Annotated in this window: 27 protein-coding genes; 20 read left to right on the top strand and 7 right to left on the bottom strand. The window is 68.6% G+C overall.

Going from position 1 to position 24,554, the window contains the following annotated elements; translation table 11 throughout:
* The first annotated feature begins 4 nt into the window (after positions 1–4).
* The 8 genes from CQ393_RS11560 (at position 5) to CQ393_RS11525 (ending at position 5,086) form a co-directional block, all read left to right on the top strand.
* The gene (locus CQ393_RS11560) at positions 5–289 is read left to right on the top strand and encodes a hypothetical protein (protein WP_153191696.1); all 285 of its coding nucleotides are present in this window, start codon (positions 5–7) and stop codon (positions 287–289) included.
* Complete coding sequence (locus tag CQ393_RS11555) at positions 289–471, top strand: Arc family DNA binding domain-containing protein (protein ID WP_343199945.1); 183 nt, start codon at positions 289–291, stop codon at positions 469–471. The genes CQ393_RS11560 and CQ393_RS11555 overlap by 1 nt, the downstream gene beginning before the upstream one ends.
* A complete protein-coding gene (locus CQ393_RS11550; RefSeq protein WP_153191695.1) occupies positions 468–650 on the top strand; it encodes a DUF4177 domain-containing protein in 183 nt (60 codons plus the stop codon). The genes CQ393_RS11555 and CQ393_RS11550 overlap by 4 nt, the downstream gene beginning before the upstream one ends.
* A gap of 1 nt (position 651) precedes the next feature.
* On the top strand, positions 652–1,947 hold the full coding sequence (locus CQ393_RS11545; protein ID WP_343199944.1) for an alpha/beta fold hydrolase: 1,296 nt from the start codon (positions 652–654) through the stop codon (positions 1,945–1,947).
* Positions 1,944–2,741 (top strand): CPBP family intramembrane glutamic endopeptidase, encoded by a 798-nt coding sequence (locus CQ393_RS11540; RefSeq protein ID WP_153191694.1) that lies wholly within the window; start codon positions 1,944–1,946, stop codon positions 2,739–2,741. Before CQ393_RS11545 ends, CQ393_RS11540 begins: the two co-directional genes overlap by 4 nt.
* A gap of 77 nt (positions 2,742–2,818) precedes the next feature.
* Positions 2,819–3,325 (top strand): PH domain-containing protein, encoded by a 507-nt coding sequence (locus CQ393_RS11535; RefSeq protein ID WP_228114483.1) that lies wholly within the window; start codon positions 2,819–2,821, stop codon positions 3,323–3,325.
* A 246-nt stretch (positions 3,326–3,571) separates the two neighbouring features.
* Entirely contained in the window at positions 3,572–4,369 is a 798-nt protein-coding gene (locus CQ393_RS11530) for a M15 family metallopeptidase (protein ID WP_153191692.1), read from the top strand.
* A 108-nt stretch (positions 4,370–4,477) separates the two neighbouring features.
* Positions 4,478–5,086, top strand: coding sequence for a hypothetical protein (locus tag CQ393_RS11525; protein WP_153191691.1), 609 nt, complete (start codon positions 4,478–4,480; stop codon positions 5,084–5,086).
* On the opposite strand, the gene CQ393_RS11520 is transcribed toward CQ393_RS11525, so the two are convergent.
* From CQ393_RS11520 to CQ393_RS11500, 5 genes are all read right to left on the bottom strand, one after another.
* A complete protein-coding gene (locus tag CQ393_RS11520) occupies positions 5,020–5,694 on the bottom strand; it encodes a DNA-3-methyladenine glycosylase (protein ID WP_153191690.1) in 675 nt (224 codons plus the stop codon). The two genes, CQ393_RS11525 and CQ393_RS11520, sit on opposite strands and share 67 nt — an antisense overlap.
* 5 nt (positions 5,695–5,699) lie before the next feature.
* Positions 5,700–6,071: a DUF423 domain-containing protein gene (locus CQ393_RS11515; RefSeq protein ID WP_153191689.1), complete on the bottom strand. Its 372-nt coding sequence runs from the start codon at positions 6,069–6,071 to the stop codon at positions 5,700–5,702.
* 172 nt (positions 6,072–6,243) lie between these two features.
* Positions 6,244–7,374 carry an SRPBCC family protein gene (locus CQ393_RS11510; RefSeq protein ID WP_153191688.1) on the bottom strand — a complete coding sequence of 377 codons (1,131 nt, stop codon included), beginning with the start codon at positions 7,372–7,374 and terminating at the stop codon, positions 6,244–6,246.
* Between the two features lie 341 nt (positions 7,375–7,715).
* Positions 7,716–8,357, bottom strand: coding sequence for a response regulator transcription factor (locus tag CQ393_RS11505; protein WP_054666964.1), 642 nt, complete (start codon positions 8,355–8,357; stop codon positions 7,716–7,718).
* A complete protein-coding gene (locus CQ393_RS11500; RefSeq protein WP_153191687.1) occupies positions 8,357–9,553 on the bottom strand; it encodes a sensor histidine kinase in 1,197 nt (398 codons plus the stop codon). Before CQ393_RS11500 ends, CQ393_RS11505 begins: the two co-directional genes overlap by 1 nt.
* 162 nt (positions 9,554–9,715) lie before the next feature.
* Between CQ393_RS11500 and CQ393_RS11495 the strand changes: the two genes are divergently transcribed.
* Genes CQ393_RS11495 through CQ393_RS11475 form a run of 5 tightly spaced genes read left to right on the top strand, consistent with a single transcriptional unit; the run spans position 9,716 to position 12,722 of the window.
* Positions 9,716–10,318 (top strand): GNAT family N-acetyltransferase, encoded by a 603-nt coding sequence (locus CQ393_RS11495; RefSeq protein WP_153191686.1) that lies wholly within the window; start codon positions 9,716–9,718, stop codon positions 10,316–10,318.
* 1 nt (position 10,319) lies between these two features.
* A complete protein-coding gene (gene minC, locus CQ393_RS11490) occupies positions 10,320–11,090 on the top strand; it encodes a septum site-determining protein MinC (protein WP_153191685.1) in 771 nt (256 codons plus the stop codon).
* A 35-nt stretch (positions 11,091–11,125) separates the two neighbouring features.
* Positions 11,126–11,935: a septum site-determining protein MinD gene (gene minD / locus CQ393_RS11485; protein ID WP_153191684.1), complete on the top strand. Its 810-nt coding sequence runs from the start codon at positions 11,126–11,128 to the stop codon at positions 11,933–11,935.
* A 2-nt stretch (positions 11,936–11,937) separates the two neighbouring features.
* Entirely contained in the window at positions 11,938–12,195 is a 258-nt protein-coding gene (gene minE / locus CQ393_RS11480) for a cell division topological specificity factor MinE (protein ID WP_153191683.1), read from the top strand.
* Positions 12,196–12,233: 38 nt separating this feature from the next.
* Positions 12,234–12,722: a hypothetical protein gene (locus tag CQ393_RS11475; RefSeq protein WP_153191682.1), complete on the top strand. Its 489-nt coding sequence runs from the start codon at positions 12,234–12,236 to the stop codon at positions 12,720–12,722.
* A gap of 519 nt (positions 12,723–13,241) precedes the next feature.
* On the opposite strand, the gene CQ393_RS11470 is transcribed toward CQ393_RS11475, so the two are convergent.
* A complete protein-coding gene (locus CQ393_RS11470) occupies positions 13,242–14,519 on the bottom strand; it encodes a HAMP domain-containing sensor histidine kinase (protein ID WP_153191681.1) in 1,278 nt (425 codons plus the stop codon).
* Positions 14,516–15,208 carry a response regulator transcription factor gene (locus CQ393_RS11465; RefSeq protein WP_153191680.1) on the bottom strand — a complete coding sequence of 231 codons (693 nt, stop codon included), beginning with the start codon at positions 15,206–15,208 and terminating at the stop codon, positions 14,516–14,518. Before CQ393_RS11465 ends, CQ393_RS11470 begins: the two co-directional genes overlap by 4 nt.
* A gap of 291 nt (positions 15,209–15,499) precedes the next feature.
* On the opposite strand from CQ393_RS11465, the gene CQ393_RS11460 reads away from it, so the two are divergent.
* From CQ393_RS11460 to CQ393_RS11430, 7 genes are all read left to right on the top strand, one after another.
* Positions 15,500–17,134, top strand: coding sequence for a glycosyltransferase family 39 protein (locus CQ393_RS11460; protein ID WP_228114493.1), 1,635 nt, complete (start codon positions 15,500–15,502; stop codon positions 17,132–17,134).
* 898 nt (positions 17,135–18,032) lie between these two features.
* Positions 18,033–18,665, top strand: coding sequence for a phosphatase PAP2 family protein (locus CQ393_RS11455; RefSeq protein ID WP_153191721.1), 633 nt, complete (start codon positions 18,033–18,035; stop codon positions 18,663–18,665).
* Positions 18,662–20,332, top strand: coding sequence for a phosphoethanolamine--lipid A transferase (locus CQ393_RS11450; RefSeq protein ID WP_153191678.1), 1,671 nt, complete (start codon positions 18,662–18,664; stop codon positions 20,330–20,332). Before CQ393_RS11455 ends, CQ393_RS11450 begins: the two co-directional genes overlap by 4 nt.
* A 111-nt stretch (positions 20,333–20,443) precedes the next feature.
* The gene (locus tag CQ393_RS11445; RefSeq protein WP_153191677.1) at positions 20,444–20,878 is read left to right on the top strand and encodes an EamA family transporter; all 435 of its coding nucleotides are present in this window, start codon (positions 20,444–20,446) and stop codon (positions 20,876–20,878) included.
* Positions 20,879–21,040: 162 nt separating this feature from the next.
* Entirely contained in the window at positions 21,041–23,038 is a 1,998-nt protein-coding gene (locus CQ393_RS11440) for a M2 family metallopeptidase (RefSeq protein ID WP_343199943.1), read from the top strand.
* A 302-nt stretch (positions 23,039–23,340) separates the two neighbouring features.
* Positions 23,341–23,673 (top strand): hypothetical protein, encoded by a 333-nt coding sequence (locus CQ393_RS18240; RefSeq protein WP_153191676.1) that lies wholly within the window; start codon positions 23,341–23,343, stop codon positions 23,671–23,673.
* Between the two features lie 553 nt (positions 23,674–24,226).
* Positions 24,227–24,541: a hypothetical protein gene (locus CQ393_RS11430; protein WP_153191675.1), complete on the top strand. Its 315-nt coding sequence runs from the start codon at positions 24,227–24,229 to the stop codon at positions 24,539–24,541.
* Positions 24,542–24,554: the final 13 nt, after the last annotated feature.

Genomic DNA, 24,554 nt, shown 5'->3' with positions numbered 1-24,554 from the left:
GCGCATGAATGACGTGCTCGCCCCGCTGATCATTGCCCTCACCGGCCTGCCGGCGCTGGGCATCGCCGCCTGGAGCAGCCGCGACGGCAGCCGGCACGCGCGCGGCCTCGGGCTGCGCTGGGCGCTGATCGCGCTGAGCCTGTTCGTCGGCGCCATCGGCCTCTATCTGGCCGCCGGCAACCGCATGGCCACCTATGGCGTGGCGATCGCGCTGGTGGTGGCCGTCAACGCGCTGGGCGTCGCGCTGGTCCTGCACCTGCGCCGCGCACCGGCGGGGACGGGCCGGTAGTGAGCGAGAAGAAGGCCTACCCGCTGCGCATCAACGCCGACGTGCTGGCGGCGGCGCAGCGCTGGGCCGACGACGAGCTGCGCAGCCTCAACGCACAGATCGAGTACGTGATACGCGACGCCCTGCGCAAGGCCGGGCGGCTTCCCACACCGAAGAAAGAATCCAGCGAGGAAGAACCATGAGCACACATTGGAAGTATCTCGTCGTCAAAGTGAAGACCGGCATGCTTGGCGACGTGAAGATGGAAACGCTGCAGGAAGAACTGGACAAGCACGGCCGGCTCGGCTGGGAACTGGTCAACATCGTGCATGCCACGCCGACGATTTCCTCGCCAACCCTTGTCTTCAAGAAGGAAGCCTGAGGTGCGGCGCCTGCAGGCATGGATCGCCGGCCTCACGCTCGCGATATCGGTCACCGCATCGGCTGCCGAGTCTCCCGCCGCCCTGGCCATGCGCCTGCTCGACCAGCTAGACGCCGGCCAGTACGCGGCCGCCGAGGCGACGTTCTCGCCGCAGATGAAGGCCGCGGTCCCTGCGCACAAGCTCAAGGCCATGTGGGAGTCGCTGCCCGTGCTGCTGGGCGCGGCGGGTGCGCGCGGCGAAGCGACCGTCAGCGAGGCCGACGGCTTCCGCATCGTGGCCATCCCGCTGGCCTACGCACGCGACAACGTGCTGGCGCGCGTGGTGCTGGACAGCGACGACCGCATCGCCGGCTTCCTGGTGCAGCCCCCGCCGCCCCCGCCACCGCCGCCGGCCGCGGATGCGTCCTTCAGCGAACAGGCCATCACCCTGCCTGCGCTGGCGTCGGGCAAGCCCGGACTGCCGGGCACGCTGACCCTGCCGCGGGGCAAGGGCCCGTTCCCCGCCGTGGTGCTGGTGCATGGCTCCGGCCCGCAGGACCGCGACGAGACCATCGGCGGCAACCGCCCGTTCCTCGACATCGCGCGCGGACTGGCCGCGCACGGCATCGCCTCGCTGCGCTACGACAAGCGCACGCAGGCGCGGCCGCAGGATTTCCGCGGCGCATTCGGTATCGACGACGAAACCACCGACGATGCCGTCGCCGCCGTCGCGGCGCTGGCCGGCAACCCTGCCATCGACCGCGCGCGCATCCATGTCCTGGGCCACAGCCAGGGCGGCCTGCTCGCCGGCCGCATCGTAGGGAACAGCCACGGCCAGGTGGCCGGCCTGATCCTGCTGGCCGCACCGGCCCGCCCGATCCTCGACCTGCTCGGCGAGCAGAACCGCTACCTGGCCAATCTCGACGGCAGCGTCAGTGCCGAAGAGCAGGCGCACCTTGATGCGCTCGACGCAGCCATCGCCCGGGTCCGCAAGGACCCCGCGGCCAAGCTGCTGGAGCTGCCCGGCCGCTATTGGCAGCAGCTGGAGCAGGTGGATCCGGTCGCCGACGCGCGCGGTAGCGGGCTGCCGGTACTGCTGCTGCAGGGCGGCCGCGACTTCCAGGTGGTCGACGCCGACTGGCAGCGCTGGAAGCAGGGGCTGCAGGGGCCGCGCTACCGCTTCCAGTTCTATCCCTCGCTCAACCACCTCGGCATCGCCGGCGAAGGCAAGGGCACGCTGGACGAATACGGCAAACCCGGCCATGTCGATGCCACGCTGATCGAGGACATCGCCCGCTGGGTGAAGGCCCAGCCATGACTTCCCAGGTGGCGCCGTCGCCGTGGAAGATCGACCTGAAGATGGCCGGCGTGCTCGGGCTGGCCGCGGCGCTGGCCACGGCCGGACTGTTCCCCTATCTGCAGCAGCTCATGCCGGAGAAGCTGGAACGCATCCCGCTGCCGCTGCCCGTGCTGGTGGCCGCGCAGTCGCTGCAGGCCTTCGTGCTGCTCGGCGCGCTGTCGCTGCTGGGCCTGCGCATGGGCCACTGCCTCGGCCTCGGCGCACCGCTGCTGCAGCGCTGGCTCGGCGGTGAAAGCACTGCCGTGCAACGTGCTGCGCCCCTGCAGGCGATCCTGCTCGGCACCGCCTCGGGCGCGCTGGTGCTGCTGTGCACGCAGTGGATCGACCCGTGGCTGCCCACGATGATCAACCCGCCGGCAGCCACCGCCGCCGGCGTGTCGGCGTTCAATGGGCTGCTGGCCTCGTTCTACGGCGGCATCGCCGAAGAACTGCAGCTGCGGCTGTTCCTGATGACGCTGGTGCTGTGGGTCGTCGCCCGCGTGCGCCGGCGCATGCCGGGAAACGCGGCCTTCCATGTCGCCATCGTGCTGGCCGCCGTGCTGTTCGGCGTCGGCCACCTGCCGGCCGCCGCGCAGATCTGGGGACTGGACGCCATCGTCGTGCTGCGCACCATCGCCCTCAACGCGCTGGTCGGCTGCGTCTGCGGCTGGCTGTACTGGCGGCGCGGGCTGGAGATGGCGATGCTCGCCCATTTCAGCGCCGACATCGTGCTGCACGTGCTGGCGCCCCTGCTGGAGATCGGCGCGCCATGACCGTTCCCGGAAGAACCCGAGCAATGCCGACCGCGATACACGCAGCGAAGGACCACCCCGTCGCCCCGCCAACCGGCATGCCGCTGCTGATCCTGTGGGGAATCCTGGCGGTGGCGATCGGGCTGCCGCTGGCCTTGACGCTCGGCGACAAGGGCATGGCCTATCTGGCGGGCTACCGCGCCTGGCTGGGCCCGGGGCTGGTCGCGCTGACCGGCGTGGTGGTGAGCCTGGCCTACCTGCGCCGGCGCATCACGCTCGATGCCAGCGGCTTGACCGTCCGCTCCACCTTCTATACCCGTACCACCGCCATCGGCTCGATGCGGCTGGACCGGGCGCGCATCGTCGACCTGGCCGAGCACCGGGAACTGAAACCGGCGATCAAGACCAACGGCTACGGCCTGCCCGGCTTCCGCTCCGGCCACTTCCGCATGCGCGACGGCAGCAAGGCGTTCTGCCTGGTCACCGACAACAGCCGTGTGCTGGCGCTGCCGCTGCGCGACGGCTCGCTGCTGCTGCTTTCGCCGGAACATCCGCGCGCCCTGCTCGATGCGTTGAAACAAGCCGCCGATCAATCCACCTCCTAGAGAGGGTTTGCGCCGCTGGGGCGTGGCCGACAGGGTGCGGCGGAGCAAGCGTCGCCGCGCGGTGCATCGCCGCATCGTGGCCGTGGAGGCGCGGACCGGCGCCGCATTGGACTTCCGCGCAATGCGGAGCCTGCGGCTTCCTGCCGGCATTCCACATCATGCCGGCGGCCATGCTTCCACGGCGGTGCATTCGCGCATGTTTTCCGCGCAATCGACAGTCCCGCACCGATGCTCCAAGCTACCGCCATGCGCACCGCCCCACGCCTGCTGCTCAATACCCCCGACATCGAACTGTGGCCGGCGGGCCTGCTGCACGCGCGCGGCAGCCACGACGCGCGCCTGCTTTCCCGCGCGCGCACGGTGCTGCGACGCAAGCGCGACGGGCGCTATCTGGCGGCGCTGCTTCCCGAAGGCCTGATGCCGATGGTCGAACGCCTGGCACGCGAACCCGGTATCGACGAGGCCTTGCAGCGCCTCGAAGAACCGCTGCCACGGAGCGGCCCGCCGCCGGAAACGCAGCTGCCGCTGGATCGCCTCAACGAACGCCTGCACCGCCTCGGGCTGGACGAGCGCTATGCCGCGCGCAGCGGCCTGCCGCTGGTCGCCGAACCGGCGCATCTCCACTTCGCCGGCAGAGACCGCTACCGTCGCGCGCTATGGCTGACCCGCACCGCCGCGCGCGCCTGGGAACGCCTGCGCGCGGCCGCCGCGGCCGACGGTATCGCGCTGGACGCGATCTCCGGTTACCGCAGCCACGACTACCAGTTGGGCATCTTCGAACGCAAACTCGCGCGCGGCCTGCAGGTAGCGGATATCCTCACCGTCAACGCGGCGCCCGGCTACAGCGAACACCACGGCGGCAACGCGCTGGACATCGGCACGCCCGGCGAGCCGCCGGCGGAGGAATCGTTCGAGCGCACGCCCGCCTTCGCGTGGCTGCAGGCGAACGCCGGCGATTTCGGCTTCCGCATGAGCTACCCGCGCGACAACCCGCACGGCATCGTCTACGAGCCATGGCACTGGTGCCACGCGGCTGGTACCTGACCGCGGCGGACCAGAGCCGAAGGATCACGCAAAGGTTGCCCCACACGCGGGCATGGCCGCCGGCAGCGCGACGCCCCACCATCAATGCGCATGAACAAGGACGAGACCATGAGCGATTCCAATCCCTATACGCCGCCCACCACGCCCGTCTCCGCACCCGACGTCCGGCCCACCGAGCGGCAGATACCCGACACCATCGCCGCACCGATCCGCCATGGCTGGATCGCCGCCTGCGTGTCGTGCGCCATGACCCTGCTGGCCACGCTCCTGTCATTGCGCCAGAGCGGCGACGAAACCGTCTTCAGCGCCTTCAACCTCATCGACGTCGGCCTCATCGCCCTGCTGGCGTTCGGCATCCACAGGCGCAGCCGGACCGCGGCGACCTTCATGCTGGCCTACTTCGTGCTGTCCAAGATCCTGGTCATGCAGCAGACCGGCCAACCCACCGGCCTCGTGTTCGGCCTGGTATTCGCGATCTTCTACTTCCGCGCCATGACCGCGACCTTCCGCTACCACTGCTTCGTGAAGGAATGGAAGCGCAACCCGCCCGTTCCCGGGCCGGCCCTCAGCGAGAACCCGCTGTTCGCGCCTTCCAGGAACGACCGCGCGCCCTGGCGCGCATCCGGCGCCGCATCCGCTCCGTCGCCGTGTCAGTCCTGCGACCGGTTGGTCTTCGCGCCGCCGGCGTCGGCCAGGTCGGCGATCCGCCACAGGTAGAGACTGGCCCAGGTGCGGTACGGGCCCCAGCGTTCGCCGCGGGCCAGCAGTTCGCGCGGCGTCGGCATCGTCTCGCCGCCGTCGACCCGCTGCGCGCCCTTGCGGATGCCCAGGTCGTCGATCGGCAGGATGTCGGGCCGGCCGAGCCGGAACATCAGCATCATCTCCACCGTCCAGCGGCCGATGCCGCGGATCGGCACCAGCGCCTCGACGATGGCTTCGTGGTGCATCCACGCCATCTGCCGGGTCGAGGGAATTTCCCCGGCCAGTTCGCGCCGCGCCAGATCGCGCAGCGCCAGCGCCTTGTTGCCCGACACGCCGCAGGCGCGCAGGCCGGCGTCGTCGATGCGGGCGAGCGTGTCGGCGTGCAGGCGCCTGCTTCCGATGCCCGCTTCCACCCGCCCGACGATGGTCGAGGCGGCCTTGCCGCTGAGCTGCTGGAACAGGATCGCGCGCGCCAGCGCATCGACCGGGTCGAACGGCCCGCGCCAGCCCGCCGGCGCTTCCAGCGGGCCGATGCGCCGGATCCAGCCCGCCAGGCGCCGGTCGCGGCGCTGCAGATGCGCCAGCGCCTGCTCCACGTCGAAACCGCGCGCATGCCGGGGCATCGGGCTTACCGCCGCAGTGCGCTGAGCGCCAGCAGCACCCAGCCGGCCATCAGCGCGGTACCGCCGACCGGCGCCAGCCGCGTCGGCCACAGTCCCAGCGCGCCGCCGGCCACGCTGCCGGAGAACAGCAGCACGCCCAGCAGCAGGACATAGAGCGCCGTGCGCCCGGCCGCGTTCAGCGAGGCCGGGCCGAGCACCGCCAGCACGGCGCCATGGCCGAAGGCGTACAGCGCGGCGGTGCCGAGGTGCGACTGCGCCAGCGGATCGTCCACCGCATGCGAGGCGTACGCGGACAACCCCACCGCGGACGCCGCCAGCAACGCCCCGCAGAACGCCAGCAGCGACGGCTTGCGCACCCTCCGTTCCATTCCCAGCATCATCCTTCCCCCGGTTCGTCGGCCACCACAGCGTGGCCCATGATCGCCCGGACGCTGATCGCATCGCCTGCCTGGGCGCGTCCGGTTGCCGCCAGGCAGGGAGGCAACAAAAAACGCGCCGCTGTAGGCGGCGCGTTTTCTGTGCATCATTTCATCTTCCGCGACGGGCCGGTTACTTGACCGACCAGTACACGTCGTAGGTGCCGTCGGTGGTGAAGGCCTTGTCCACGCCGCCCTTCCACGATTCGTACGGACGGTCGACCACTTCGTAGCCGGCGGTGGTCGCCCAGGCGCGCAGCGCGTTGCGTGCGACATCCAGGCCCGCCATGTGGCCGGTGTAGGACGCGAACGCCGAACGATGCGCATCGGCATGCACGTAGGTGACCGGGTTGCCGGACGGGATCTTCACGCCGAGCTGGCCATCGGCGGCGGCGACCGGAGCGGCGTCGGCCTTGTCGGCATCGCCTTCCTTCTTGTCGCCGGCAGCGGCGGCACCGCTCTTCTTGCGGACCGGCTGGGCCACGTCGAAGGCGTACTTCTCGGCACCGAAGTCGGTGGTCACGATGCGCACCGGACCGGCGGCCTCCAGGCCGTTGGCTTCCATCGCGCGCTTGATCCACTCCTGGTTGTCCTGGATCGACTTGCGGATGCTCTCGTTGCTGCGGTCGATGTTGCCGGCGTTGACCACCAGCAGGTCCTCGGCCGGCACGTCCACGAGCTTCAGGTCGGTCAGCGGGGCTTCGGCGGCACGGTAGTCCACGTTCGGCACCGAGGCCAGCATGTTGGCCATGCGCGACAGGCCCAGCTTCAGGTCGTCGCCGATGTGGCGGCTGACGTACAGGCCGGCGTAGCGGCCGAACAGGTCGAAGCCGTAGTTGACCGAGTAGTCCTGGGTGATCTTGACGTTGCGGTCGTTCTTGCCCGTCGGCTCAAGGGTGAAGGTGGTGACCTTGTCCTTGCCCTTGGTCTGGTCCTCGATGGCGATCACGACGCGCTTGTTCTGCTCGCTGTCGGTGATCTTCCAGCTGCCCGAGCCCAGGTCCCTGGAGGTGTACTCCATGCGGGCACCCACGCCGGCGTCCGGACCGTCGTACTTCAGCTCGATGCCCTTGTCACGCAGCACCAGCGGGTTCCAGTCCTTGAAGCGGCGCAGGCTGTTGACCGTGTCGTACACGATCGTCATCTTGCGGTTGGTTTCGATGCTTTCGGAAATATGGCGCTCGCCCGGCAGGCACACGCCAATGATGACGAACAGGCCAGCCACGATCCCCAAGGCGATCAGGAACTCGATAATACGGGTCATTCAGGAGTCTCCGGGGCCGATCCCACGGCCGGGTTGATTGAAGCGAAGCGCCCATCCTATCAGGCTTCGCGCAGGTTGTTGACGGATTTGGCGCACCGGTTTCCGTGTCCGGTGCGGGCATGCGGGCCGAAGGGCGTCAAGGGTAACCCATCGCCTCCACGGCCACGCGCGATGCCGCGCAGGAACCGCGATGGCCAGGGGGCCGACGCGGGTCATTTTCCCTCCACACGCCGCCTTCACACCAGTCACCAGGAAAGATCCAGTCGAAAGCCGGTTCCGCCATGTCCACGCCGGCGGCGGCGCCCTCCACATCCGGACCCGGCCGTATGGCGCGCCACGGCTCAGACCAGCTGCAGCTCGAAGGCCTTGAGCACCGCCCGGGTGCGGTCGCGCACGCCGAGCTTGCTCAGGATGTTGGAGACGTGGTTCTTGATGGTGCCCTCGGCCACGCCCAGCGAATTGGCGATCTCCTTGTTGGAGAAGCCGCTAGCCATCAGCCGCAGGATCTCGGTCTCGCGGTCGGTCAGCGGGTCGGGCCGGTCGAGGCTGACGAATTCGTTGCGCATGTGCTCCAGCCCGGACAGCAGGCGCTGGGTCACCGCCGGCTGCACCAGCGACCCGCCCTCGGCCACCGTGCGGATCGCCCCGACCAGCTGCTCCAGGGTCACGTCCTTGAGCAGGTAGCCCTTGGCGCCGGCCTTGAGCCCGGCCAGCACCAGCTGGTCGTCGTCGAAGGTGGTCAGGATGATCGCCGGCGGCAGCTGGCCCAGCCGCGACAGGGTCTGCAGCGCCTCCAGGCCCGACATCACCGGCATGCGCATGTCCATCAGCACCACGTCCGGCGCCACCTGCGGGATCATCTCCACCGCCTGGCGGCCGTCGGTGGCCTCGGCCACGACCTCGATGCCGTCGTCCAGCGCCAGCAGCGAACGGATGCCCTGCCGTACCAGGGTTTGGTCATCGACCAGACAGACGCGGATCATCAGTTCACTCCTTGCGGCCCGGAGGCCAGCATCATATGGGTTGCCACCGGCAGCGAGGCGCGAAGGTGGAAGCCCTCGCCACGCCGTGCCGACACGTCCAGCTCACCGCCATACTGCGCCAGGCGTTCGCGCATGCCGCGCAGGCCGTTGCCGGGCAGGATGTCCTCGACCTCGCCGCCGACGCCGTCGTCGCGGGCGTCGATCACGATGCGCTCGCGCTCGCGCTCGACCCGGATCCACAGGTTGCGGGCGCCGGCATGGCGCACCGCGTTGGTGATGACTTCCTGGGTACAGCGCAGCAGCACATGCGCGCGCTCGGGGTCTTCCACGCTGAGCGGGTCTTCCATGTCCAGGTGGATCTCGAGCGAGGGCACCCGCTCGGCCAGCGGCCGCAGCGCCGCGGCCAGGTCGATCGCCCCGCTCTCGCGCAGCTGGCTGACCGCCTCGCGCACGTCGGTGAGCAGCAGCTTGGCCAGGGTATGCGCCTGGCGCACGTGCTCCTGCGCCTGGCCCTCGGTGATGTGCCCGGCCACCTCCAGGTTCAGGCTCAGCGCGGTCAGGTGGTGGCCGAGCAGGTCGTGCAGCTCGCGCGAGATGCGGGTGCGCTCGTTGATGCGGGCGCTCTCGGCCAGCAGCAGGCGCGTGGCGCGCAGCTCGGCGTTGAGCCGGCGCTGCTCCTCGCGGGCCTGGGTCTGCTGCCGCGCCACCAGGCTGGTCACGAAGATGAACATCGAGAAGCCGCCATACAGCAGCGACTGCATCAGCGCCTCGAACATCGAGAAGCCCAGCATCAGGTACACCGGCAGCACCGTCAGCTGGCTCAGCAGCAGCCACAGCACGCCCATCCGCACCGGCAGCAGCCACGGGATGACCCCGGCCGCGACCATCATCAGGATGCTTCCCAGGCCCGACCCGTTGAGGAAGCTGACCGCCAGCGCGCACAGGGTCAGCACCACCAGCAGCAGGCGGTCGTACCAGTGCGCATGGCCGCCACTGTTGAGCCGGCGGGTCAACCAGAAATAGCAGCCGCCGAACGCGGCATAGACCACGAACAGCCACAGCACCTCGCCCGGCCATCCTGGCACGGCCTCCTCGTCCAGTGCGTACTGGCTGTAGATGAGCGGCAGGCTGACGATGGCCCAGGTGAACAGGCCGGCCAGGCGCAGGACGCGGGTATGGCTTAGGTATCCCAACATGGGTGCATGGTACGGAGCGCGGCGCCTGCGCGCCCTCCCACGGAAGTCATGCATCGGCCCGGGTCATGCCGCCGGCTCGCCCGGTCCGCGCCGGCCATGCGATAATCGCCGGCCAGCCCCATCCCCCCGCTTGGGGCCGACCGTTTCACCCACGGAGTCACAATGTCGATCGTCATCCGCGACGTGCGCGAGCACGAGCTCGATTCCGTCCTGGCACTGAACAACAACGCCGGCCTGGCCATCCTGCCGCTGGATGCCGCCAAGATCCGCCGCTTCTACGAGACCGCCGAGTATTTCCGCGTCGCCGAGCGCGACGGCAACATGGCCGGTTTCCTGGTGGGCTATGGCAGCGACAGCGAGCACGACAGCTGCAACTTCGCCTGGTTCCAGCAGCGCTATCCCAGCTTCTTCTATATCGACCGCATCGTGGTCGCCAGCCGCCGCCGCGGCGGCGGCGTCGGCCGTGCGTTCTATGCCGACGCCCAGAGCTATGCCGAACTGCGCTACCCGCAGATGGCCTGCGAGGTGTTCCTGGACCACGGCGCCGATGCCGCCCTGCTGTTCCATGGCAGCTTCGGCTTCCGCGAGGTCGGCCAGAACACCATGCACAACGCCCAGGGCGAGGTGGACGTGCGCGCCAGCATGCTGCTCAAGGACCTGTGCAGCTACGAGTGGGTGAAGGAAACCTATGGCGACAACCTGCCCGACGTCCCCTGGGTGGGCCACACACGCCGGCCCCTGCAGCAGCGGCCGACGGGAACCTGAGATGGCAGTGAATCCGGATTACGAACAGGCAGGCGAACTGAAGATCGGGCAGGTGGGCATCGCCAACCTGCGCATCCGCACCCTCGACGTGGAGCGGCTGGTACAGGAAATGCGCGAGCGCGTGGCGCGCGCGCCCAAGCTGTTCGGGCGCGCGGCGGTCATCCTCGATTTCGGCGGGCTGAGCCGCGTGCCCGACCAGGCCAGCGCCCAGGCCCTGCTGGACGGGCTGCGCGATGCCGGCGTGCTGCCGGTGGCGCTGGCCTATGGCACCACCGAGGTCGAACAGCTTTCGGTCCAGCTCGGGCTGCCGCTGCTGGCCAAGTTCCGCGCCCAGTACGAGCGCGCCGATGCCGCACCCGCGGCGCCACCGCCGCCGCACCCCGCGCCGGCGCGCCGCGCGCCCGAACCGGCGCCCGCTCCCGCATCCGCCGCTCCCGCCGCGCAGCCCGGCCGCATGCAGCTGGGCGCGGTGCGCTCGGGCCAGCAGCTGTACGCCGAGAACTGCGACCTGACCGTACTCTCAACGGTGGGTGCCGGGGCCGAGGTGATCGCCGACGGCAGCATCCACATCTACGGTACCCTGCGTGGCCGCGCCCTCGCCGGCGCGCAGGGCAATACCGGCGCCCGCATCTTCTGCCGCGACTTCCACGCTGAACTGGTCGCGATTGCGGGACGCTACAAGGTGCTGGACGATATTCCCGACACCCTGCGCGGCAAGGCCGTGCAGGTCTGGCTGGAGCAGGACCAGATCATGATCGCTGCGCTGGATTGACGCGCAGCCCCCACGGAACATTCAGGAGAAATCCTTTGGCTGAAATCATCGTAGTCACCTCCGGCAAGGGCGGCGTCGGCAAGACCACCTCCAGCGCCAGCATCGCGTGCGGCCTGGCCCGCCGCGGCAAGAAGGTCGCCGTCATCGACTTCGACGTCGGCCTGCGCAACCTGGACCTGATCATGGGCTGCGAGCGCCGGGTGGTGTACGACTTCGTCAACGTCGTCCATGGCGAGGCCACGCTGAAGCAGGCCCTGATCAAGGACAAGCGCTTCGACAACCTGTACGTGCTGGCCGCCTCGCAGACGCGCGACAAGGACGCGCTGAACAAGGAAGGCGTGGAGAAGGTGCTCAAGGACCTGGCCGCCGACGGTTTCGACTTCATCATCTGCGACTCGCCGGCCGGCATCGAGAAGGGCGCGTTCCTGGCGATGTACTTCGCCGACCGCGCCGTGGTCGTGGTGAACCCGGAAGTGTCCTCGGTGCGCGACTCGGACCGCATCATCGGCCTGCTCGACTCCAAGACCGCCAACGCCGAGGCCGGCAAGAACGTGCCCGCCTACCTGCTGCTGACCCGCTACAGCCCCTCGCGCGTGGAAAGCGGCGAGATGCTCAGCATCGGCGACGTGGAGGAAGTGCTGGGGCTGAAGGCCATCGGCGTGATCCCCGAGTCCGGCGACGTGCTCAACGCCTCCAACAAGGGCGAGCCGGTGATCCTGGACAGCGAATCGATGGCCGGCCAGGCCTATGAGGACGCGGTCGGCCGCATCCTCGGCGAGGAGCGCCCGATGCGCTTCACTTCCGTGGAGAAGAAGGGCTTCTTCAGCAAGCTGTTCGGAGGGTGACGATGGGACTGTTCGACATCTTCAAGGCCAAGAAGACCACCGCCGAGACCGCCAAGAACCGCCTGCAGATCATCATCGCGCAGGAGCGCAGCACCCGCGGCGGCCCGGACTACCTGCCGCTGCTGCAGCGCGAGCTGCTGGAAGTGATCAAGAAGTACGTCAACATCGACGCCGACGCGGTCAAGGTGGACCTGGTCAAGGACGGCGAGCACGACGTGCTCGACATTTCCGTGGCCCTGCCCGAAGACCCGCAGAACTGAGCCTTTCCGGGGCCGCCGGCGCGGCTCCCGGGGTACCGATGCCCGACGCTCCCGCCACCGAAGCCGCCCCGGCCGTCACCCGCGTCGGCGACATCGCCTGGGACGACGCGGCGGCCCTGCTCGCCCGCCACGGCCTGCGCCTGCACCGGGTCGAGGACGGGCAGAAGATTCCCGGCAGCTACTGGGGCGAGCCGGAAGCGGGCATCATCGCCAGCGACGTCTACGTGCGCGCCGACACCCCGGTGCACTCGATGCTGCACGAAGCCTGCCACCTGATCGTGCTGCCGCCCGAGCGGCGCGCCCTCGTGCACACCGACGCCACCGATTCGGTGCCCGAGGAGGACGCCACCTGCTACCTGCAGATCGTGCTGGCCGGGCAGCTGCCCGGCGTCGGCAGCGCGCGGCTGATGGCCGACATGGATGCGTGGGGCTACACCTACCGGCTTGGCTGCACGCAGGCGTGGTTCGCGCAGGACGCCGACGACGCGAGGCAGTGGCTGATCGAACGCGGCCTGCTGCCGGTGTGAGAGAGCTCCTCTCCATCCGGGAGAGGGGTTGGAGTGAGGGCAGAGCCGCCTGCATTGCACGGGAACTCGCTTGATCGCGGTGATGGCTCGGGGCTACATATCCATCCGGAAACCTGGCTGTTCGGGCAGCAGGCTGCATGAGGCTTCGCCCGGACCTTCATCCGCCCCTGCGGGGCACCTTCTCCCGCAGGGAGAAGGGAAAGCAGCGCGTCCTCCGACAAACCTAAGTGCGTGCTCTGACAGACCTGAAGCCACTCTCCCGCCGGGAGAGGGGTTGGGTTGAGGATGGAGCGGCCCGTATTGCACGGGAACTCGCTTGATCGTGGCGATGGCCGGTGGCTACGAATCCATCCGGAAACCTGACTGTTCGGGCGTCAGGCTGCTTGAGCTTCGCCCTGTCCCTCATCCGCCCCTTCGGGGCACCTTCTCCCGGTGGGAGAAGGGAAGGCATTGCGTCCTCTAACAGACTGCCCCCCTCTCCCTGTGGGAAAGGAGCTGGAGTCACGACGCCCTTCTGCATTACGGCTGCGACGCCCCCATGTCCAGCGTGACCCGCGTACCGCGCTCCGGGCCCGAGTGGATGTCCAGTTTCCAGCCCAGGTGCTCGCACAGCCGCCCGATCAGGTCCAGGCCGATGCCGGTGCGCATGTTGCGCTCGCCGCGCGCGGTCTTGGCGTAGGCCGCGGCCACTTCCTCCGGGCTCATGCCATGGCCCGGGTCGTCGATGGTCACCACCGCGCGCGCGGACAGCGCGATGCGGATCACGCCACGGTCGCTGTTCTCCAGCGCGTTGCGCAGCAGGTTGCCGACCGCCGCCTGCACCACCCCCACCGGCGCCACGATCGTGCAGGGCGCGGCGTCCACCACGTCGACCGTCAGCTCCTTGCCGCTGGCCAGGTACGCGTGGTCGGCCACGATCTCCGCCAGCAGCTGCTCCAGCGCCAGCGGTTCGCTCAGCGCCGCCAGCCGCGCCGGATCGCGCGCCAGCACCAGCATCAGCTGGATCAGCTGCTCCACGCTCGACGCCGTGCTGCGCACGCGCTGCAGCTGCTGGCGCGCGCGCGGCGGCAGGTCCGGCTGCTCCAGCGCCAGTTCGGCCGCGCCGGCGATCACCGCGACCGGGGTGCGCAGTTCGTGGCTGGCTGTGCTGATGAAGACGCGCTCGCGCTCGACGAAACGCTCGTTGCGCTCCAGGTAGTCGTTCACCGAACCGGCGATCACTTCCATCTCCGCGCTGCCGCGCGCGTCGACCTGGATCCGCTGGCCGCTGCGCTCGGGCTGCAGCGCGGCGATGTCGTCGGCCAGGCCGACCAGCGGGCGCACCAGCCGGTCCATGCCGATCCACGCCATCAGCAGGGTGACGATCGCCATCGCGATGCCGGCCAGCACGGCCCAGCGGGTGGTGAAGTGCTCCAGCGCCGCGAAATCGGTGATGTCCAGCGCCAGCATCACCCGCCCGAAGTCGCTGGTCTGCCGCACCATCACCGCGTTGCTGTGCCCCTCCAGCCACACGCCGTCGTGCAGGCCCGGCATCAGGTGCGCCAGCTCGTCCGGGACGCCATGGGCGTCATGCTCGCTGAAGAAATGCAGGGTGTCCGAGTCCTGCCAGCGGTAATGCGGATCGCTGCGCTTGTTGGCGATCACACTGTCCAGCTCGGAGTTGAGCAGCGCGCGCCACACCGAATGCTCGGCGCGCTCGTGCACGTAGTTGGCCGCGCTGAACACCACCAGGGTCAGCAGCGCCAGGTAGCTGGCCAGCCAGCCCAGCAGCTTGCGCCGCAGCGTCAGTCGCTTCATTGCGCCTCCGTCGCGCCGGGCGCGCTCAGGCGGTAGCCCACCCGCGGCAGGGTGTGCAGCAGTTTCTGTTCGAACGGGCCATCGACGCTGCGGCGCAGCTCGTAGATGTGCGAGCGGAGCATGTCGCCGTCGGGCGGTTCGTCGCCCCACAGCGCGTATTCCAGCTGGTCGCGCGGCACCGCCGCCGGGCTGGCGCGCATCAGCACTTCCAGCAGCTTGCGGCAGGCCGGGTACAGGTGCAGCGGCTGCCCGGCGCGCTGCACTTCCAGCGTCGCCAGGTCCAGGCGCAGGTCGTGCACTTCCAGCACCTTGCGCGGATTGCGGCCGCGCGTGCGCGCCAGCACCGCGTCCAGCCGCACTTCCAGTTCGGGCAGGGCGAAGGGCTTGGTCAGGTAGTCGTCGGCGCCGGCACGGAAACCGGCGATCTTGTCCGGCAGCTCGTCGCGCGCGGTGAGCATGATCACCGGCACCTCGGAGCGGTGCTCCTCGCGCAGGCGCCGCAGCACCTCCGGCCCCTCCAGCCGCGGCAGCATCCAGTCCAGCAGGATCGCGTCATAGGGCTGGGTCGCGGCCAGGTGCAGCCCGGTCACGCCATCGGGGGCGACGTCGAGCACATGCCCGCGCGCCTCGAAATAGTCGAAAAGATTGGCGATCAGGTTGCGATTGTCTTCGATGACCAGCAGCCGCATGAGGGAATCCCGGGAGGAACGGTGCGCCCCCGTCGCCGGCGGCGGCCGGCCAAGGCGCGGGCGGCGGCGACGGCCGGCGCCGAAGGTGCGCCCATCGTAGCCATATCGATGGTCGGAGCGGTGTCGAAACAGCGACAATGCGGCTCCGACGCGCTTCCCACGCCGGCTGCGCGATCCTCCCCGCCGACACTTCCAAGCGAGCCTCGCGTGCGCCCATCCAGCCTCCGATCCACCGGCCCCTGGCTCCTGCTGCTGGCGCTGGTCGTGGCCAGCCTGCTGGCCGGGCTCGGCATGCGCGACCCATCCCCGCCGGACGAACCGCGTTTTGTACTGGCCGCCCGGCAGATGGTGGAGACCGGGCAATGGCTGCTGCCGCACCGGGGCAGCGAGCTGTACGCGGAGAAGCCGCCGACCTTCATGTGGATCCAGGCCGCCACCTATTCGCTGCTGGGCAACTGGACCGTCGCCTTCCTGCTGCCGTCGCTGCTGTCGGCGCTGCTGACGCTGTGGCTGACCTGGGACCTGGCGCGGCGGCTGTGGAACCGGCGCGTGGCGCGCTACGCGCTGCTGGGGCTGTTCGTCGTCATCCAGTTCGGGCTGATGGCCAAGCGCGCGCAGATCGACATGGTGCTGGTGGGCATGACCACGCTGTCGCTGTGGGCGCTGCTGCGGCACCTGCTGCTGGGGCCGGACTGGAAGCTGCTGGCGCTGGGCGCGTTCGCCGCCGGCGTCGGCACCGTGACCAAGGGCGTAGGCTTCCTGCCGCTGCTGGCGCTGCTGCCCTGGGCGGCCTGGCGCTGGCGGCATGCCGGCGCGGCCGTGCCGGGTCGCAGCTGGAAGTGGTGGCTGATCCTGCCCGCGTTCCTCGCCGGCACGGCGGTATGGCTGGGACCGCTGGGCATCGCCCTGCTGCACAGCGCCGATCCCCACCTGCAGGCCTACGCCCACGAACTGCTGTTCAAGCAGACCGGCACCCGCTACGCCAACGCCTGGCACCACGTGAAGCCGGCCTGGTACTACCTGCAGGTGATCGCCACGCTGTGGCTGCCGGGCAGCCTGCTGCTGCCGTGGCTGGCACCGGCCGGGTGGCGCCGCCTGCGCCGCGCCGACCCGCGCTACATCGTGCTGCTGGGCTGGGCGCTGCTGGTGCTGCTGTTCTTCAGCGCCAGCCCGGGCAAGCGCGAGGTCTACATCCTGCCGATGCTGCCGGCGCTGGCGGTGGCGGCCGCGCCGCTGCTGGCGGGCCTGCTGCGCCGTACCGGCGTGCGCTGGGCGCTGCTGCTGTACGTGCTGCTGCTGGCGCTGGCGACGCTGGCCATCGGCTACGGCGCGCTGCATGGCGACGGCTGGGCGCAGCGCCAGGCGGCCCGGCGCGCGATCGACCCGTGGGTTCTGCCGCAGGTGGGCGCCTGGCTGCTGGGCTTCGGTATCGCCGCGCTCGCGCTGGTGGCGTTCCTGCGCCTGCGCCATGCCGGGCTGGCGGTGGTGCTGACGACCGTACTGCTGTGGACGATGTACGGCGCCGGGCTGATGCCGGCGCTGGACCCGTACAGCTCGGCCTCGGCGGTGATGGCCAAGGCGCGCGCGCGCATCGGCGCCGATGCCGAACTGGGCATGGTCGCCTGGCGCGAGCAGAACCTGCTGCAGACCTCGCCGCAGGCCACCGACTTCGGCTTCAAGCGCCCGGTCGCCGAGCAGTGGCAACAGGCGGCGCAGTGGGTGGCGGCCGATCCGGGGCGGCGCTGGCTGTTCGTGCTGAAGCCGGCGATGACGCCCTGCGCCGACCCGGCCCGGGTCATCGACGTCGGCAGTGCCAACCGCAACGACTGGCAACTGCTGCCCGGCACCGCGCTGGACACCGCCTGCGTGGCGCGCAGCCACGGCGCGGTGAGCGGCAACGTCGGCGATGCCGACGACGAGGACTAGGCAAGCTGTCCAGGAAACGGAACGGCCCGGATGCAAAGGGCGGTGTCCCTGCCTGACAAACGCTGGTTACAGCGCGCCTGCCGACGATGACGCGGGCGTCGCCTGGATTCCATAGTTAGGCAGCGCAACGCCGGTGACGTTGCCATCGCATCGGGTGCGGGTGCGACGCTGCAAGCCGTACATTGGCCCGGGCGATGCACGCTATAGACGGGCAGCAGCGTTCATCGCCGCGATGGCTTGATTCGCCTGCCGCACAGCTCCACCGGCTTTCGCGCTGATTGCCGGTCGCATCCCCCGTCCCGACCGTTGAAACCGGCATCGGCATGCCTTGCCGGCGGCGCACAGGTGACGGCAGCCCGACACGAGAAAGCGCTTAACACGGACACCGCTCTGACCCGTCTTCGACCGCGCGGTTCCGCCGGTTTTCCGCTGCCTGCCTGTCGCATCCTCCAAGCCGGACCGCTACAACCGGCATCCGCATGCATCGCCGGCGGCGCACAGCTGACGGCAGCCCGACACGAGAAAGCGCTTCGCACGGACACCGCTCTGCCTCGTCTCCGACCGCGCGGTTCAGCGGGTTTTCCGTTGCTTGCTTGTCGCGTCCTCCAGGCCCGGACCGATACAAGCCGGCACCGGCATGCCTCGCCGGCGGCGCGCAGCTGACGGCCACCTGACCCGGATGAACGCTTAACACGGTTCGGACAAGGCTCCGACCCATCTCCGACACAGCGGCAACGACGATGCGCCCACGTTCCAACGGCGTATTGCTCCCGTGCCTGTCGCTCCTGTTTCCCCCTACACACTTCCGGCGGTTCTTCCCGCCGCGACCCGCGGCGATTTCCTGCGCCGCCACCTGCTGCTGCCGTTGCTGGCGCTGGCCGCCATCGGCCTGGTGCTGATGGCCGGCAACGGCGACCAGTGGCTGGCCGACCTGCTCTACCGCTGGGAAGGCGGCCAGTGGGCGCTCAGGGATGCGTGGTGGACCAGTCATGTGATCCACCGCGGCGGCAAGAACCTGAGCACCCTCGCCGCGCTGCTGGTGATGCTGGCCCTGCTGCGCGCCTGCGTCGACGCCCGCTGGAAGCCGCTGCGCCTGCCGCTGCTGTACCTGCTGCTGGCGGTGGGCCTGTCCACCGGCATCGTCGCCCTGCTCAAGTCGATGACGCAGATGGATTGCCCTTGGGACCTGCAGCGCTACGGCGGGCTGCGGCCGTTCATCGGCCTGTTCCAGCCGCGCCCGGTCGTGCTCGGCCATGCCGCCTGCTTCCCGGCCGGCCACGCCAGCGCCGGCTATGGCTGGGTGGCGCTGTATTTCTTCGCCCTGCGGCTGCGCCCGCACTGGCGCTGGCCGGCGCTGGCGGCGGCGCTGGCCACCGGGCTGGTGTTCGGCCTCTCCCAGCAGCTGCGCGGCGCGCACTTCCTCTCGCACGACGTGGGCGCGCTGGCGATGGGCTGGACGGTGGCCGTGCTGCTCTACCTGTTGATGTTCCCGCCGGCAAAACACGCCCGCCGTGCGGAGGGCCAGGCATGAACGCCGCGTCCCCGCAGGTCGCCACCACCGCCACCGCCTTCGCGCGGCTGCGCCGCTGGCAGCCGGAAATCAGCACCGAAACGCTGATCCTGCTCGCCAGCGCGTTCTTCGCGCTGGCCTGCAACGGCCTGTTCTGGCGCAACGCCATGGCGACCAATCCCGGCAGCGTGCTGTTCGCGGTGTCGTTGTTCGCGCTGCTCATGGGCGTGCACGCCCTGCTGTTCGGCCTGCTGGTGTGGCGCTGGAACGCCAAGGTGCTGCTGACGGCGCTGCTGGTCGCCACCGCCTTCGCCACGCACTACATGAACAGCTTCAACGTCTACCTGGACGCGGACATGCTGCGCAACGTGCTGGCCACCGACCACAAGGAATCGCGCGAGCTGATGACGCCGGCGCTGCTGCTGCCGCTGCTCGGCTACGCACTGCTGCCGTGCGTGCTGCTGTGGCGCGTGCGCCTGCGCCGCCGCGGCTGGGGCCGCACCCTGCTGTGGCGCCTGCTGTTCCTGGTCGGCGTGGCGGCGGTGGCCGGTGCCGGCACGCTGGCCTCGTTCCAGAACGTCTCGGTGCTGATGCGCAACCACCGCGAGGTGCGTTACCTGGCCACGCCGGTGAACTACCTGGTCGCGCTGAAGCAGAACCTGGCCAGCTCCAACCCGATCAAGAACCAACCCAAGCTTCCGCTCGGCACCGATGCCAAGGCCACGCCGCGCGCGGCCACCAGCCGGCCGCGCCTGCTGGTGCTGGTGGTCGGCGAAACCGTGCGTGCGCGCAACTGGGGCCTGAACGGCTACGCCCGCCAGACCACCCCGGAACTGGCGCAGGCCGGCGTGATCAACTTCCCCGACATGCATGCCTGCGGCACCAGCACCGAGGTGTCGCTGCCGTGCATGTTCTCGCCGTTCGGTCGCCACGACTACGATGAGAAGAAGATCCGCGCCCACCAGTCGCTGCTGCACGTGCTCGAACACGCCGGCATCGCCACGCTGTGGCGCGACAACCAGTCCGGCTGCAAGGGTGTGTGCGAGGGCCTGCAGATCCAGCGCCTGGACGATGCGACCAAGCCCGGCCTGTGCGCCGACGGCCGCTGCATGGACGAGATCCTGCTCGACGACCTCGCCGCGCAGGTGCGCGCCAGGCCGGGCGACCGCGTCGTCGTCCTGCACCAGCTGGGCAACCACGGCCCGAGCTACTTCCAGCGCTATCCGGCGCAGTTCCGCCAGTTCGCGCCGACCTGCGACACCCCCGACCTGGGCAAGTGCAGCCGCGAACAGATCGTCAACAGCTATGACAACGCGGTGCGCTACACCGACCACTTCCTCGCCCGCACCATCGCCGCCCTGCGCGGCCTGGACGACTACGACACGGCGATGATCTACCTTTCCGACCACGGCGAATCGCTGGGCGAGAAAGGCCTGTACCTGCACGGCGTGCCGTATGCGATCGCGCCAGACGAACAGACCCGCGTGCCGATGGTGATGTGGTTCTCCCCGCAATTCGCCGCCGACCGCGGCCTGGACCTGCAATGCCTGCGCGAGCGCGCGCACCGCCGCACCGACCAGGACAACCTGTTCCCCTCGGTGCTGGGCCTGATGCAGGTCACCACCCAGGTTTACGCGCGCGACCGCGACCTGTTCGCCAGCTGCGCACGGCAACCCCGCCCTGCGTAGGAGCGGCTTCAGCCGCGATGCTTTTCGCCGGGAAAGCCCAGGAGCATTCGCGGCTGAAGCCGCTCCTACGATGGTGGGAAGACGGATCCGCTCGCACCCGGAGACCCCACCATGGCCACCTTCCCGCAATGGCTCCCCTGGGCCCTGCTGTCGGCCGCCTTCGCCGCGCTGACCGCCATCTTCGCCAAGCTCGGCCTGCAGCAAGTCGATGCCGACTTGGCGATGCTGCTGCGCACCGTCGCCATCGTCGCGGTGCTGGGGTTGTTCGTGGCCGCCACCGGCAGATGGAGCAACCCGCTGACCCTGCCGGGCAGGACCCTGCTGTGGCTGCTGCTCTCGGCGCTGGCCACCGGCGCCTCATGGCTGTGCTACTTCCGCGCCCTGCAGCGCGGCCCCGCTGCCCAGGTGGCGCCGGTGGACAAGCTCAGCGTGGTGCTGGTGGCGGTGTTCGCCGTCGCCTTCCTGCACGAACGCCTGGCCTGGCGCGAATGGCTGGGCGTGGCGATGATCAGCGGCGGCGTGCTGCTGATGGCCCTCAAGCGCTGAGAATCCCGCCCCGCGTAGGAGCGGCTTCAGCCGCGAAGGGGCTTTCCCGGCAAAGCCCCATCGCGGCTGAAGCCGCTCCTACGCACGCCCGCACGCCGCTCCACTTGCCGCCGTCGTCGCGGCCCTCTAGCCTTCGCCGGTCAATCACCACCGGGGAATCGCGTGAAACAACGTCACCTGCTGCTGGCCCTCGCCGTGAGCGCCGGCGTGCTGTCGCTGGCCGCCTGCAAGAAGGAAGCCGCCACCGAAACTGCAGCGCCCGCGGCGCCGGCCGCGCCGGCCGAGAGCGCCGACCAGTTCATCGCTCGGGTCAACGCCGAGTACAAGGCCATGTACCCGGAAATGACCTCGGCGCAGTGGCTGTCGTCCACCTACATCAACGACGATTCCGCGCGCGTGGCCGCCAAGGCCAACGAGCGCTGGCTGACCACCCTCAACGGCTGGATTGAACAGGCCGGCAAGTACGAAGGCCAGCCGATGAGCGAGGACACCCAACGTGCCCTGCACCTGCTCAAGCTGATGACCGCCATGCCGGCCCCGCGCGACCCGGCCAAGCTGGCCGAGCTGGCCGGCATCGCCACCAAGCTGGAAGGCGACTACGGCGCCGGCACCTACTGCACCGGCGAAGGCGACCAGCAGAACTGCCGCCAGCTCGGCGAGCTGGAACAGGTACTGGCGCGCTCGCACGACTACGACAAGCAGCTCGACGCCTGGCAGGGCTGGCACTCCACCGCCGTGGCCTCGCGCAAGCCGTACCAGCGCTTCGTCGAACTGGTCAACGAAGGCGCGCGCGAACTGGGCTACACCGATGCCGGGCAGATGTGGCGCGCCGGCTACGACATGCCGGCCGAACAGGTCGGCCCGGAAACCGACCGCCTGTGGGAGCAGGTCAAGCCGCTGTACGAACAGCTGCACTGCTACACCCGCGCCCGGCTGGACAAGGAATACGGCAAGGACAAGGCCGAAGTCGGTGGCGGCCTGATCGCCGCGCACCTGACCGGCAACATGTGGCAGCAGGACTGGAGCAACCTGTGGGACCAGCTGCAGCCCTACCCCGGCGCCGGCAGCCTGGATATCACCGCCGCTCTGGAGAAGCAGCACCAGGGCAACCTAAGCGCTGCGCTGGCCAAGCCCGGCGCCAACGCCGACGTCGCCGCCCGCTTCAAGGCCCAGCGCGAGGCCGAACTGGCCACCGCCAAGCAGATGACCGAGCGCGCGCAGGACTTCTACGTGTCCCTGGGCATGCCCAAGCTGCCGCCGAGCTACTGGCAGAACACCCAGTTCATCAAGCCGCTGGACCGCAACGTGGTCTGCCATGCCAGCGCCTGGGACATGAACATGGGCGGCGACGGCAAGGACGTCGGCGCGGACGTGCGCACCAAGATGTGCATCACCCCCACCGAAGAGAACTTCACCACCATCTACCACGAGCTGGGCCACATCTATTACGACCTGGCCTACAACCCGCTGCCGCCACTGTTCCAGGGCGGCGCCAACGACGGCTTCCACGAAGCCATCGGCGACACCATCGTGCTGGCGATGACCCCGCAGTACCTTAACTCCATCGGCCTGGTCGACAAGCCGCAGGAAAGCCGCGAGGCCACCATCAACGCGCAGATGCGCATGGCGCTGAGCGGCGTCTCGTTCCTGCCGTTCGGCCTGATGATCGACCGCTGGCGCTGGGGCGTGTTCGACGGCTCGATCAAGCCCGAGCAGTACAACCAGAAGTGGTGGGAACTCAAGGCCCAGTACCAGGGCGTGGCCCCGGCTAGCGCGCGCGGCGAGGACTACTTCGACGCCGGCGCCAAGTACCACGTGCCGGGCAACACCCCGTACCTGCGCTACTTCCTGGCGCGCATCCTGCAGTACCAGTTCTACAAAGGTCTGTGCGACGCGGCCGGTTACACCGGCCCGCTCAACCAGTGCACCTTCTACGGCAACAAGGAAGCCGGCCAGAAGTACTGGGCCATGCTCAGCAAGGGTGCCAGCCAGCCGTGGCAGGCCACCCTCAAGGAACTGACCGGCACCGAGAAACTCGACGCCGCGCCGATGCTGGAATACTTCGCCCCGCTGCAGGAATGGCTCAAGCAGCAGAACGAAGGCCAGATGTGCGGGTGGCAGGCGGGGAACCCGCAGCCGGTGAAGCCGGCGGCGCCGTAAAAGCTGGTTGGGGTATGGACACGAAGGGCGCCTTGGGGCGCCCTTCGTTCTTCTGTCGGGAGTTATGCGCGCGAGCCAGCGCATTGATTGCGGCGCGCAGCCGTCATACCAGTATGTCGAGGGGTATAACCGCTACCTTCGTTTGTGCGGCATCACGCCCCTTGCCGCGCCTTTTAGCGGCCGATCAACTGATTGAAGCGCAGGAGGAGTTCCACGCATTGCCAGCAACATGGAAGTCGGCCATGATCGGCGCCACGCGCAGTTAGGCGGTCCAATAAGCGTCAGCACTCAGACCAAACAGTATGGCAAGCGGGAAGAAGGCGACGATTGCATTTGGGGTGGTCGGGCTAGCGCTACTAGCAGCCGGCCTTGTTTCAGCGAGCGCTTACCAATCCAGCATAGAGCACGAGCTTCGGCAGGAGATCGTTGCGGAGCGCGTGAGTGGGCGCGATCTCGATGGAAAGATCATTCCAACTGCTCAAATTGAGATCACGTCCCGTATCAAGTGGCCGTTTGTGGTTGAGGCGTCATATTTCGTGCCTATAGATCTTCACGGCAGGCATCATCAGGCACTGTACCTGGCGTTGCCTTGGGGCTATCGGCGGCTCTCCAGCAAAGACTTTCTCCCTGTCTAGCCACCGAGTATTAACCACTCATTCCAGCCGACGCCGCTTCGCGGCACCGCCCAATTCAGGCATTAGACCTGCATGCAAGAAAATCCCTGCTCGGCACCAAAAACAATCAACAACAAACGTTGCGATACGCCTCGTCGACCGGCGTCGCTGAAGCTCGCGGCGGCGTTCATTATTTGCAGCCTTCTGGCGGGCCACTCCAAATTCCTCTTCATAGATACTCCGACCAATGGAGTCATGACTGCCGTTGCGTTTGCCCTTACCGCTGGCCTCACCGCGCTATTTATCGCAGCCGCTCTCTCGCGATTTAACTGGGCCCGCTGGGTAGTTGCGGCTCTATTGGCGGCCAATGTTTCGCTTTTCCCTTTTGCTATTGCGCACGCCCTTCTACCAGCGCTTAAAATCATCCTGGTCGCACAAGCCACCTTTCAGCTTGGGACTCTTGTACTCATGTTCGTGCCGCCGTCCCTTAGGTGGTACAGATCTAGCAATTCATCCAGGTCGACACCACTTCGCGGCCCGACTTAATTCAGGCGACAGACCGCCCGGAGAGTTTATGCACCCGTTGACTTATGTGCCTTTAGTCCTTTTCGCTGCCGTCATAGCAAATGACTGGCTGCTCGTTCGCCGGCTCCGCAAGGCAGTGGTGGCACATCAGTTAAAGCCCGGTGAATTGGAAGACTTTCGCTCCAGCGGCTCGCCCCTTGAGATCGTCATCAACTTATTCCGCCTGCGCAAGATTCCTGCAACCAATGATTTGTCAGACCCTGATCACATTGCCATTAGACGACACTATCGTGCTCAACAAATTCTCGTCGGCTTGTTGGGCACTTGCATCGTCGCGCTCTTGATCCTCCGAGCAGCGGCCTAACAATTCATTCATG

Source organism: Stenotrophomonas sp. MYb238, from assembly GCF_009496535.1.
Taxonomy (GTDB): Bacteria; Pseudomonadota; Gammaproteobacteria; order Xanthomonadales; family Xanthomonadaceae; genus Stenotrophomonas.
The sequence above is the reverse complement of the archived record's forward strand: the minus strand, read 5'-3'. Positions and strand labels throughout refer to the sequence as shown.